General features: G+C 71.4%; 7 protein-coding genes. 3 read left to right on the forward strand and 4 right to left on the reverse strand.

Translation table 11 applies throughout. The features are described from left to right. Nucleotides 1-140 precede the first annotated feature (140 nt). Together AC1MIR_RS08295 and aceA are read right to left on the reverse strand one after the other, a co-directional pair. Nucleotides 141-338 carry a hypothetical protein gene (locus AC1MIR_RS08295; protein ID WP_480027704.1) on the reverse strand — a complete coding sequence of 66 codons (198 nt, stop codon included), beginning with the start codon at nt 336-338 and terminating at the stop codon, nt 141-143. Between the two features lie 35 nt (nt 339-373). Next, a complete protein-coding gene (gene aceA / locus AC1MIR_RS08300) occupies nt 374-1,705 on the reverse strand; it encodes an isocitrate lyase (protein WP_480027705.1) in 1,332 nt (443 codons plus the stop codon). Between the two features lie 167 nt (nt 1,706-1,872). On the opposite strand from aceA, the gene AC1MIR_RS08305 reads away from it, so the two are divergent. The 3 genes from AC1MIR_RS08305 to AC1MIR_RS08315 all read left to right on the forward strand — a co-directional run bounded on the left by AC1MIR_RS08305 (nt 1,873) and on the right by AC1MIR_RS08315 (nt 8,986). Further along, entirely contained in the window at nt 1,873-3,273 is a 1,401-nt protein-coding gene (locus tag AC1MIR_RS08305) for a helix-turn-helix domain-containing protein (protein WP_480027706.1), read from the forward strand. 147 nt (nt 3,274-3,420) lie between these two features. Further along, nucleotides 3,421-7,527: an ExeM/NucH family extracellular endonuclease gene (locus tag AC1MIR_RS08310; RefSeq protein ID WP_480027707.1), complete on the forward strand. Its 4,107-nt coding sequence runs from the start codon at nt 3,421-3,423 to the stop codon at nt 7,525-7,527. Nucleotides 7,528-7,756: 229 nt separating this feature from the next. After that, entirely contained in the window at nt 7,757-8,986 is a 1,230-nt protein-coding gene (locus AC1MIR_RS08315; protein WP_480027708.1) for a multidrug effflux MFS transporter, read from the forward strand. Nucleotides 8,987-8,996: 10 nt separating this feature from the next. Here AC1MIR_RS08315 and AC1MIR_RS08320 read toward each other — a convergent pair whose 3' ends face one another. Together AC1MIR_RS08320 and AC1MIR_RS08325 are read right to left on the reverse strand one after the other, a co-directional pair. Continuing rightward, complete coding sequence (locus AC1MIR_RS08320; RefSeq protein ID WP_480027709.1) at nt 8,997-10,103, reverse strand: divergent polysaccharide deacetylase family protein; 1,107 nt, start codon at nt 10,101-10,103, stop codon at nt 8,997-8,999. Between the two features lie 36 nt (nt 10,104-10,139). Further along, nucleotides 10,140-11,546: a S41 family peptidase gene (locus AC1MIR_RS08325; protein WP_480027710.1), complete on the reverse strand. Its 1,407-nt coding sequence runs from the start codon at nt 11,544-11,546 to the stop codon at nt 10,140-10,142. Nucleotides 11,547-11,646: the final 100 nt, after the last annotated feature.

Genomic DNA, 11,646 nt, shown 5'->3' on the forward strand with positions numbered 1-11,646 from the left:
ACGGCGGCCAGGTTCACATCGGCGATGGTGAAGGCGCGGCCCAGCAGCCAGGGCCCGCCTTCCGCCAGGTGCTTCTCCAGAACGGCCAGGCGCTGGCCCCGCGCCGCCCCCCCCGCCGCCCCCCCCCCCCCCCCCTCCGCTCAGCTGTGGAAGCGGCGGGAATTGTGCTCGCTGGCCCAGTCATGGGCATGCACCAGCCCGTCGTCATGCGCCTCCTCGATCACGCGGCTCGCGCGGGGCGGCGTGGCCGGGCGCAGCAGCTCGCCCACCGCGGGCGGCGGCTCGGTGGCCCACCGGTGGCCATGGACCAGGCCGTCGTCGTGGTGATCGTCGTTCATCGCCATGTTCCTTTCCTGGATGCGTCCGAAGCGGATCAACGGGCGGGCGCGAACTGCGCCGCCTCGGTGGAGGCGGCCAGCGCGGTGGTGCTCGCCGTGCCGCCGGAAGCGGCCGTCGCGACCGCGTCGAAATAGCCGACGCCGACCTCGCGCTGGTGGCGCACCGCGGTGAAGCCCTCGGCCTCGGCGGCGAACTCGGCCTGTTGGAGCTCGCTGTAGGCGCCCATGCCGCGCTCGGCATAGCCGCGCGCCAGCTTGAACATCGAGAGGTTCAGGCTGTGGAAGCCGGCGAGCGTGACGAACTGGAACTTGTAGCCCATCGCGCCGAGCTCGCGCTGGAAGCGCGTCGCGGCCTCGACGCCCATCTTGCGCTGCCAGTTGAAGCTCGGCGAGCAGTTGTAGGCGAGCATCTTGCCGGGGAAGTCGCGCTGGATCGCCTCGGCGAAGTCGCGGGCGTCCTGCAGGTCGGGGTCGGAGGTCTCCCACCACAGCAGGTCGGCATAGGGCGCATAGGCCAGGCTGCGCGCGATCGCGTAGGCCTTGCCGGCACCCGGCCGGATGCGGAAGAAGCCCTCCGGCGTGCGCTCCCCGGTCAGGAAGGGCCGGTCGCGCTCATCCACATCGGCGGTGAGAAGCTGCGCGGATTCCGCGTCCGTCCGGCACAGCAGCACGGTCGGCACGCCCTCGACATCTGCGGCCAGCCGCGCGGCGTTCAGCGTGCGGATGTGGCTCTGGATCGGCACCAGCACCTTGCCGCCGAGATGGCCGCACTTCTTCTCGGAACTCAGCTGGTCCTCGAAATGCACGCCGGCGGCGCCGGCCTCGATCATGTGGCGCATCAGCTCGAAGGCGTTGAGCGCGCCGCCGAAGCCGGCCTCGGCATCGGCGACGATGGGCGCCATCCAATGCGTCGCGTCGCCCCCATTCTTTCCATTCGGGCCTTCCTGCACCGCGATCTGGTCGCAGCGGCGCAGCGCGTTGTTGATCCGGCGCACCACGTTCGGCACGGAATCCACCGGATAGAGCGACTGGTCGGGATACATCTCGCCGCCCGTATTCGCATCCGCCGCGACCTGCCAGCCGGAGAGGTAGATCGCCTTCAGCCCGGCCTTCACCTGCTGCACCGCCTGCATGCCGGTGAGCGCGCCGAGCGTGTTGACGAAGGGCTCGGTCTTCAGCAGCTGCCACAGGCGCCGCGCGCCCATGTCGGCGATCGTGTGCTGCACCCGAAAACTGCCGGAAAGGCGCGCGACATCGGCCGGGCTGTAGTCGCGGCGGACGCCTTCGAAGCGGCCCGGCATGGGTGCGCCGCCGCCGAGGCCGGAACCGTCCGGGGCGAAGGTCGGGGTGGGTCGGGTATGGTGCATCGGAACTCCTTTCGCCGCGCGCCATCGATGCGCGGCGCAAGTCAATAATTCACATTGCGGCGCCGAAGGTCACGCGCCAGCCTGCATGAAAACCGGCAATCCTGTGGCTCCGTTGACCAGCGGCAGGGCCGTATTGTAAATTGAGTAAATGCTGTGAGGGACACGCCATGGCGCGACCGCTGATCGGCCGCACCGTACGCCGGCTGCGCATGGAGCGCGGCCTGACGCAGCAGGCGCTCGCGGCCCGGCTCGGCATCTCCGCCAGCTACCTGAACCTGATCGAGCACGACCAGCGCGCCGTCACCGCCAGCCTGCTGATCAAGCTCGGCGAGACGCTGTCGGTGGATCTCGCCGCGCTGTCCGGCAACCGCGAACGACAGACCGAAGCGGGCCTGCGGGAGGTGCTGTCCGATCCGCTGCTCGGCCTCGATGCCGTGCCGGAGATGGAGGTCGCGACCCTCGCCGCCTCGGCACCCAATGCGGCACGCGCGATGCTGGCGCTCTACCGCGCGTGGCGCGTGGCGAAGGAGGATGCCTCCGGCATCGCGCTGCCGACCGGCCGGCGCATCCTGCTGCCGACCGAGGAGGCGCGCGACTTCTTCCACGACCACGCCAACCATTTCCCCGCGCTGGAGACGATCGCGGAGCGCCTGGGCGCGGAGCTGCGCGCGAGCCCGGCGGAGATGAACCACGCCATCGCCGAGAGGCTGCGCCACACCCATGGCGTGACCGTCGCCGTCGGTCCGCTGGAGAGATCGCTCCGGCGCTACGATCCGGCGCTGCGCCGGCTCGATCTCTCGGAATCGCTGCCGCGCGAGACCCGCGGATTCCAGATGGCCTTCCAGCTGATGCTGCTCGAGGCGCGCGACGCGGTGGAAGCGGTGGTCGCGCCGGCCGAGCCGTCCACGCCCGAAGCCGCGGCGATCATCCGGCTCGGCCTGCTGAACTACCTGGCCGCGGCGTTGCTGATGCCCTATGCGGCCTTCCTGCATGCCGCGCGCGCGTTGCGCCACGAGGTGGAAGCGCTTGCCGCGCGTTTCGGCGTCAGCTTCGAGCAGGCGGCGCATCGGCTCTCGACCCTGCAACGCGACGGCGCCCGCGGCGTGCCCTTCTTCTTCCTGCGCGTGGATCCGGCCGGCAATGTGGACAAGCGCTTCAGCGCCGCCGGCTTCCCCTTCGCGCGCTTCGGCGGAAGCTGCCCCAAATGGATCGTGCACCGCGCCTTCGCTCACCCCGGCGAGACTCAGGTGCAGGTGTCGCAACTGCCGGATGGTGCGACCTTCCTGACCTTCGCGCGCGCCATCGCCGCGCCCACGACGCGCTGGGGCGAACCCGCGCCGGTACATGTCGTGGCCATGGGCTGCGACATCGCGCGCTCGGACGAGCTCGCCTATGCGGATGCGCTCGACATCCCGCACGCGGCCGTGGGGATCGGCCTGTCCTGCCGGCTGTGCGACCGCGCGGATTGCCGCAGCCGCGCCTTCCCGCCGCTGGAGCACCGCCTGACCCTCGACCCCAACGAGGACAGCGCCGCGCCCTGGCGATTCGAGACGATGAAGCGGCTCTGAGACGGCGGGCGGCAGGCGTCCGGCCCAGGCCGCACCCGCGTATGCAATGTTTCACGACTCCGTCATTGCGCCGCGCGCGAATCAACTCCTTACTCCGTGCACGAAGCGGCGCCGGGCAAAGGTCCCGGTCGGGAGAAAGAGCGAGCGATGTCGGCCTGGATCAACGAATTCCACTACGACAACACCGGCACGGATACCGGCGAGTTCATCGAGATCGCCGGCAAGGCGGGCACCGACCTCACCGGCTGGACTCTCGTGCTGTATAATGGCAACGGCGGTGTGCCGTACAACGCCACCGGCCTCGGCGGACCGATCCAGCTCAGCGGCACCATCCAGAACCAGCAGAACGGCTTCGGCACCGTCTCCGTCCTCGCGCCCGGCCTGCAGAACGGGGCCCCTGACGGCTTCGCACTCGTGGACCAGAACGGCGCTGTGGTGCAGTTCCTCAGCTACGAAGGCAGCTTCGTCGCGGTGGGCGGCGCAGCCAGCGGCATGACCAGCACCGATATCGGCATCGCGCAGGCCGGCACCGAGCCGGTCGGTGCGTCCCTGCATCTGGTCGGCAGTGGCAACGAGTACGCGGACTTCACCTGGGTTGCCACCCCGACCAATTCGAGCGGCCTGGTGAACACCGGGCAGATCTTCGTGGCCGAGTCCGTCCCGGTCGTCATCAACGAGTTCAGCGTCAGCACGGTCGGCGCCGATGTCGAATACATCGAGATCAGGGGCGCGCCGAACACCGACCTTTCCGCCCTCTGGCTGCTGCAGATCGAGGGCGACAACGCCGTCTCGGCCGGCACGGTGGACAGCGCGCTGCGGATCGGCACCACGGACGCGGCGGGCTTCTGGCTCGGCAACGTCGCCGCCAACACCTTCGAGAACGGCACGCTGACCCTGCTGCTCGTCTCCGACTGGAGCGGCACAGTCGGCACCGACCTCGACACCGACAATGACGGCGTGTTCGACTCGACGCCCTGGACCGCGATCGTGGACAGCGTCGCGGTGAACGACGGCGGTGCCGGCGACATCACCTATGGCGGCGCACCGGCGCTCACGCCGCTTTACGATGGACTGGCCTTCGCGCCCGGCGGCGCCAGCCGCATCCCGGACGGCACCGACACCGACACCACCGCCGACTGGGTGCGCAACGACTTCGACCTGGCCGGCATCCCCGGCTTCACCGGCACCGCGGTGGTGGGCGAGGCGCTGAACACGCCCGGCGCGCCGAACCAGGCCTATGCCCCGCCGGTCGGCGCGAGCGTGACGATCAATGACGTCTCGATCGCCGAGGGCGATTCCGGCACGACGCAGCTGGTCTTCACCGTGACGCGCAGCGACAACACGGGCGCCTTCACGCTGGACTTCGCCACCGCCGATGGGACCGCCACGGCGGGCAGCGATTACGAGGCCGCGAACGGCACGCTGACCTTCGCCGCCGGCGGCGACCTGACCCAGACCTTCTCCGTCACCGTCAACGGCGACACGGCCTTCGAGGGCGACGAGACCTTCACCGTCACCCTTTCCAACCTCGTTACCACGGTCGGCACGGCGACGCTGGACGACGCCTCCGGCATCGGCACGATCCTCAACGACGATGCGAATTTTCGGAAGATCCACGAGGTGCAGGGCGCGGGGGCGACCAGCCCGCTGGTCGGCCAGACCGTCACGGTCGAGGCGATCGTCGTCGGCGACTTCCAGAACGGCGATTCCGACACGAAGCGCAACCTGCAGGGCTTCTACCTGCAGGAGGAGAATGCCGATGCGGATGCCGATGCGCTGACCTCGGAGGGCATCTTCGTCTTCCAGGGCGGCGCCCTCGGCGACGTCGCGATCGGTGACCGCGTCCGGGTGACCGGCACCGTCTCCGAGTTCTTCGGCATGACGCAGATCACCGCGGCGAGCATCAGCGTGCTCGACACCGGCAATCCGCTGCCCACCGCGGCCGAGATCCTGCTGCCCGCCGCCGGGACCACGCTGAACCAGAACGGCCGCGTGCAGCCCGACCTCGAAGCCTATGAAGGCATGCGGGTCGTCTTCACCCAGACGCTGACCGTGACCGAGCAGTTCCAGCTCGACCGCTTCAACGAGATCAAGCTCGTCGCCGGCGACCGGCCGATGCAGTTCACCCAGGAGAACCTGCCGGACGCCGCGGGCTACCAGGCCTCCCTGCTCGAGGTCGGCGCGCGCACCATCACCTATGACGACGGGCTCAATCTGCAGAACGCGCCGATCGGCAACCTGGCCGGCTTCGGGCCGACCTACGACACGGCGAATGCGCCGCGCATGGGCGACACGGTCACCAACCTGACCGGCGTGCTCGACTACCAGTGGGCCGGCAACGCGACGAGCGGCGCCACCTGGCGCGTCCGCGCCGTCGGGGACGGCGAGAACACCTTCGTGGACGCGGCGCCCCGCCCCGCCACGGCGCCCGATGTGGGCGGCACGCTGCAGGTCGCCTCCTTCAACGTGCTCAACTTCTTCACCACCCTGAATGCCGGCGGCGCGCTGACCGCGATCGGGCTGGAGCCGCGCGGCGCGAACAGCGTCGCGGAATTCGACCGCCAGGCGGAGAAGCTGCTCACCACGCTCGATCTGCTGGGCGCGGACATCATCGGCCTGATCGAGCTGGAGAACGACTTCCTGCCCGGCTCGTCCGGCAACGCGATCGAGTTCATCGTCGAGGGTCTCAACGATCTCGCCGGCAGCGATGCGTGGTCCTGGGTGAACCCGAACACCCAGTTCGTCGGCAGCGACGCCATCGCGGTCGGGCTGATCTACCGCACCGATGCGGTGCAGCTCGCGGGCGGCACCACGGTCTCCATCCTCGATGCAGGGCTGATCGCCGAGGACGGGCGCGCGCCGATCGCGGCGAGCTTCGAGGACCTGACGAGCGGCGAGGTCTTCACCGTCACGGTGAACCACTTCAAGTCGAAGGGCTCGGCCGCCGGCCTGACGGGCGATGCCGATGCCGGCGACGGCCAGGGCCAGTCCAACGCCACGCGCGTGCAGCAGGCGCAGGAGCTGTTGGACTGGCTCGCCACCGACCCGACCGGCGCGAACGACACGGACGTGCTGATCATCGGCGACCTCAACGCCTATGCGAAGGAGGCCCCGATCCAGCTGCTGGAGAATGCCGGCTACGTGAACCTCGAGCAGCCCGGCGGCTATTCCTACGTGTTCGACGGGCTGACCGGCTCGCTCGACCATGCCCTCGCCTCGGCCTCGCTCGCGGCGAAGGTGTCGGGCGCGGCGGCGTGGCACATCAACGCCGACGAGGCCGATGCGCTGGACTACAACCTCGACTTCGGCCGCGATCCCGCGATCTTCGACGGCACCGTGCCCTTCCGCACCTCGGACCACGATCCGCTGCTGGTCGGCCTCGCCTTCGTCAACGAGGACGAGCTGATCGTGCGGGGCGACGGCGACGACACGGTGGATGGCGGCGCCGGCGACGACACGATCATGGGCGGCGGCGGCGATGACAGCCTGATCGGCGGCATCGGCGACGACGATCTCGACGGCGAGACCGGCAACGACACGATGGAAGGCGGGGCAGGCAACGACCTCTACCACCTCGACAGCATCCTCGATGTCGTCATCGAGCGCCCCGGCGAAGGCGCTGACACGATCATGGGCGAGATCCGCCTCCGGCTCGGCCAGAACATCGAGGCCGGGCAGCTCGAGGGTGAGGCGAACCTCAACATCCGCGGCAACGGGCTCGACAACCTGCTGCTCGGCAATGCCGGCGCCAACAAGATCGAGGGCTTCGAAGGCGCCGACACGATCGGCGGCGGCGAGGGCAAGGACACGCTGATCGGCGGCGACGGCAACGACCTGCTGCAGGGCGGCGCCGGCGGCGACGTGCTGTTCGGCGGCGAGGGGGCGGATACGCTCGACGGCGGGGCCGGCGCGGACTGGCTGCGCGGCGACGCCGGCGCGGATTTCTATCTCTTCTCCGCCGCGCCGGGCGCCGGGAACGCGAAGCTGATCCACGGCTTCGTCTCGGGCGAGGACGTCATGGCGATCCTGGCCAGCGCCTTCGATCCCACCCTTGCGGCCGGCGCCCTCGATCCGTCGCGGTTCGAGGCGAATGCGCGCGGCCAGGCGAGCACGGCGGGCCAGGGCGTCTTCGTGTTCGAGACCGACAAGGCCTGGCTGTGGTGGGACACCGATGGCGAAGGCGCGGGGCGCGAATTGGTGGCCCGCTTCGGCGCGCCGGCGCCGCTCGCCCTCGGCGACTTCATCGTGGTGTGACACCAACGGCCGCTTTCAGCGGCTCGTTGATGTTCCTGGTTGTGGCCTCAGGCGCTGGGCGCCCGCTTCGCGGACTTGGCTCGCCGCACGGGCGGCGGGCCGCATTCGCGGCCTCGGCCGTCTGCGACGGCCGCAGGCCATGTCGTGCGGCCGTTGGTGTGACACCCGGCGCCCGGACCTGGGCGAAGCGGTATCGCGGCGCGGCGGGCGGGAGTAGCCTCCTGCCCCCGTGACCCCCCGCGACACCCAGGCGGAGGCCGAGCCCGTCACGCGGCCGGCCGCAAGCCGGCCACGGCCGCCCATCTGGCTGCTGGTGGCCATGATCGGCCTCGGCCCCTTCACCATGCAGATCGTCGTGCCGTCGCTGCCGGCCATGGCGCGCGACCTCGGCGCGTCCATCGCCACGATCCAGCTCACGGTCACGCTCTACCTGCTGGCCGTGGGCTTCGGGCAGCTCATCTATGGCCCGCTCTCCGACCGCTTCGGCCGGCGCCCGCTGCTGATGGGCGGCCTTGCGATCTACGCGGTGTCGAGCCTGGCCGCGGCGCTCAGCATCGGCGTGCTCGGCCTGGTGGCCGCGCGCAGCTTCCAGGCGATCGGCGCCTGCGCCGGCGTGGTGCTGGCGCGGGCGGTGATCCGCGATGTCTGGTCGCGCGAGGAAGCCACCAGCGTGCTCGGCTACGTCACCATGGGCATGACCATCGCGCCGATGCTCGCGCCCGTGCTGGGCAGCCTGCTGGAGGAAGCGTTCGGCTGGCGCGCCACCATGCTCGCCTGCCTCGCCTTCGCGCTGCCGCTGGCGGCGGCCTGCTGGTTCCGCCTGCCGGAGACGCTGGCGGCGCCGCAGAACCTGCCGGGGCTGGCCGCCATCTGGGGCGCCTATCGCGGGCTCTGGGCGGTCCCGTCCTTCCGCGCCTATGCCGCGCTCACCGCGAGCGCCACAGGGGTGTTCTTCGCCTTCCTGGGCGGCGCGCCCTATGTCGTGGTGCAGGGCATGGGCTATTCGCCGGTGGCCTTCGCGCTCGCCTTCGCCGCGATCTCGGTGGCCTTCGCGCTCGGCAATTGGGTCGCCGGGCGCTTCGCGGCGCGGCTCGGCGTGCTGCGGCTGCTGGATCTCGGGGTCGCCGTCTGCACCGGCGGCGCGCTGCTGGCGACGCTGCTGCTCTTTGCGCTGCCGCCGCACATCCTGGTCTTCTTCGTGCCGATGGCGCTGGTCGCGGTGGGCAACGGCATGACCCAGCCGAGCTCGATCGCCGGAGCCCTCTCGGCCCGGCCGCAGATGGCGGGCACGGCATCGTCGCTGGTCGGCGCGATGCAGATGGGCTTCGGCGCGCTGATGAGCTTCGTCGTCGGGCTGGTCGAGTTCGGTGCCGGCATCGGCACCGGCCTGACCATGGCCGGCTGCGGCGTCGGCGCCTATCTCGCGCTGCGCGGCGTGCGCCGGGTGGCCGCGCGCTGACGGCAGCGGCCTATCGCGCCGCCTGCTCGGCCGGGCGGCGGATCATCACGGTGATCGGGGCGATCACCACGCCGCGCGCCTCGAGCCCGGCGCTCCAGCCGGCGATGGCCGCGACGACGGAAGGCACCGGATCGTTCGCCAGCCCGAGCGCGGAGCCGTTCTGCCGTGCCAGCGCCTCGAGCTCCGCCAGGCGTCGCTCCACCTCCACCCGCACCGCGGAGGGCTCGTCGAGCAGGACATCCACGCTGCGGCCGAAGGCGCGCGCGGGCTGCGGCGCGCCGGGCCGCGGGTCCACATAGAGCAGGCCACGGCGGGTGAGCGAGGCCTGGATGATGCCGAGCAACTCGGGATTGGCGGCGAAGCGCTCGCCGCGCATCCCACCCAGTCCGCCGATCGCGCCGACCTGGCCCTGGATGCGCGACAGCGCCCATTCCAGCCGGTCGAGGTTCTCGCCCACCGTCAGGCTGGTGAGCAGCGCCTGCTGGCCCGGATCGGCCTGCGCCCCGAAGCCCTGCGGCTCCAGCGGCAGGGCGATCAGCGCCTCCATCCCCCGGGCGCGGGCGCGCTCCAGCAGCGGTCCCTGGCGCAGCGCATAGGGGCTGAAGGCAAGCGTGACGCCGCCCGGCAGGCGGCGGATCGCGTCCTCCGAATGCGGGGCGAAAAGGCCGATGTTGTTGATGATGATGCCGACCCTGGGGCGCCGGTCCTCGCGGTCGAAGGCGCGGGCATAGGCGCGGATCGAGGTTCGCTCGCCGGGTCCCAGCCGCGGCACCAGGCCATGGCGGGACCCTTCCAGAAGCTGCTCGTCCGGCGGCGCGATGACCGGCTCGGGCGCGGCAGACCCGATATCGGCCCTGAGCAGCGGCGGGGGCGCGGGTGCGGCCGGCGGCGCGGCGGGGGCGGACGGGGCCGCCGGCGCGGCGGACGGTGGTCCGGCAGCGATGGGCGCGGCGGCGGCTGCGGGCGCAGCCGGCGGCGCGGCCGCGGCCGGGGGGGATGAGGGCGCTTCCAGGCTGGCCACTGGCGGTTCGGCCGGCGGCCCGAGCCAAGCGAGCACGCCGATGCCACCGGCCAGCGCCAGCAGCACCACCGCCCAGAAGAGCCCGAGCAGCCTCATGCCGCGCTCATCCGCGGGACAGGCCCCCGGGATGTCTCAGCGCTGCGCGCGGCGCTGCGGGCCACCCTGCGCCGCGGCAAGGTTGCGCAGGAACTGGGCCGCCTGCTGCAGCTGGTGGTCGGTCTCCGGCTTCGTCGGATCGAAGGCCGGGGCGCCTTCGGCCGGCATGCGGGCCACGCGCTCCTGCACGCCCGCCGGCAGGTTCAGCGGCGCCGGCGGGGTCGCGGGCTGGGCGGCCGGACGCTCGCCATTGTCGTTGCGCAACGCCCGGCGCAGATCGGCCTCCCGGTCGCGCTGCGGCGCGTTCGGATCGGGCCGCGCCGCCAGCACCTCGATGTCGGGCTCGATCCCGGTCGCCTGAATGGATCGGCCGGAGGGCGTGTAGTAGCGCGCCGTCGTCAGGCGGATCGCGCCCTGGCCGGGGATGGGCATCACGGTCTGCACGCTGCCCTTGCCGAAGCTCTTGACCCCCATCACCACGGCGCGACGGTGGTCCTGCAACGCGCCGGCGACGATCTCGCTGGCCGATGCCGAACCGCCATTGATCAGGACCACCATAGGCAGGCCCTGGGCGATGTCGCCGGCCCGCGCGTTCCAGCGCTGCGCGTCCTCGGTGCGGCGCGCGCGCGTGGAGACGATCTCCCCCTGGTCGAGGAAGTCGTCGGCCACCTGCACCGCCTGATCGAGCAGGCCGCCCGGGTTGTTGCGAAGGTCGAGGATCAGGCCCTTGAGGTTGCCGCCGGCCTGCTGGCGCATGGTGGAGATGGCGCGGCGCAGCGCGCCTTCCGTCTGCTCGTTGAAGGCGGAGAGGCGGACATAGGCGATGTCGCCGCCCTCCAGCCGGAAGCGGGCCACCTGCGGGCGGATGACGTCGCGGGTGAGGGTGACCTCCACCGGCGTGCGCTCGCCCTCGCGCCGGATCGTCAGGCGGATCTGCGTGCCGCGCTCGCCGCGCATCTGCTCCACCGCTTCCTGCAGCGACAGGCCCTGGGTGGACTGGCCGTTCAGGTGGGTGATCAGGTCGCCCGGCTTCACCCCGGCGCGCGCCGCGGGGGTGTCGTCGATCGGGCTGATGACCTTCACGTAGCCGCCTTCCTGCGTGACCTCGATGCCGAGGCCGCCGAACTCGCCGCGCGTCTGCACCTGCATGTCGCGGAAGCTGCGCGGATTCATGTAGGAGCTGTGCGGATCGAGGCCCTGCAGCATGCCGTTGATCGCGGCCTCGATCACCTCGCGGTCGTTCACCGGCTCGACATATTCGGCCCGGATGCGCTCGAACACGTCGCCGAACAGGTTCAGCAGGCGATAGGTCTCGGCCCGGCCGCTGTCCTGCGCCCAGGCCTGGAAGGTCGGCAGGGCGATGAACGGCCCGGTGACCGCGCCGGCGAGGAAGGCCGCGCCGATCGCGCCCATCCGCAACAGCCGGCGCCGCCGGCCGTTCATCGCCCTGCCGCCCGTCCCGGCCGGGGCGCAGGGCCGCGGCCGGGCCGAGCCCAATCGCCGGCGGGACCTGTTCGGGGACGTGTTCGAGCGCATCCGGGGC

This window comes from Falsiroseomonas sp. RANM36 (genome assembly GCF_056682175.1).

Coding starts and splice junctions, on each gene's coding strand:
- AC1MIR_RS08295 (WP_480027704.1), bottom strand. CDS start 338: ATGAACGACGATCACCACGACGACGGCCTGGTCCATGGCCACCGGTGG.
- AC1MIR_RS08305 (WP_480027706.1), top strand. CDS start 1,873: ATGGCGCGACCGCTGATCGGCCGCACCGTACGCCGGCTGCGCATGGAG.
- aceA (WP_480027705.1), bottom strand. CDS start 1,705: ATGCACCATACCCGACCCACCCCGACCTTCGCCCCGGACGGTTCCGGC.
- AC1MIR_RS08325 (WP_480027710.1), bottom strand. CDS start 11,546: ATGAACGGCCGGCGGCGCCGGCTGTTGCGGATGGGCGCGATCGGCGCG.
- AC1MIR_RS08310 (WP_480027707.1), top strand. CDS start 3,421: ATGTCGGCCTGGATCAACGAATTCCACTACGACAACACCGGCACGGAT.
- AC1MIR_RS08320 (WP_480027709.1), bottom strand. CDS start 10,103: ATGAGGCTGCTCGGGCTCTTCTGGGCGGTGGTGCTGCTGGCGCTGGCC.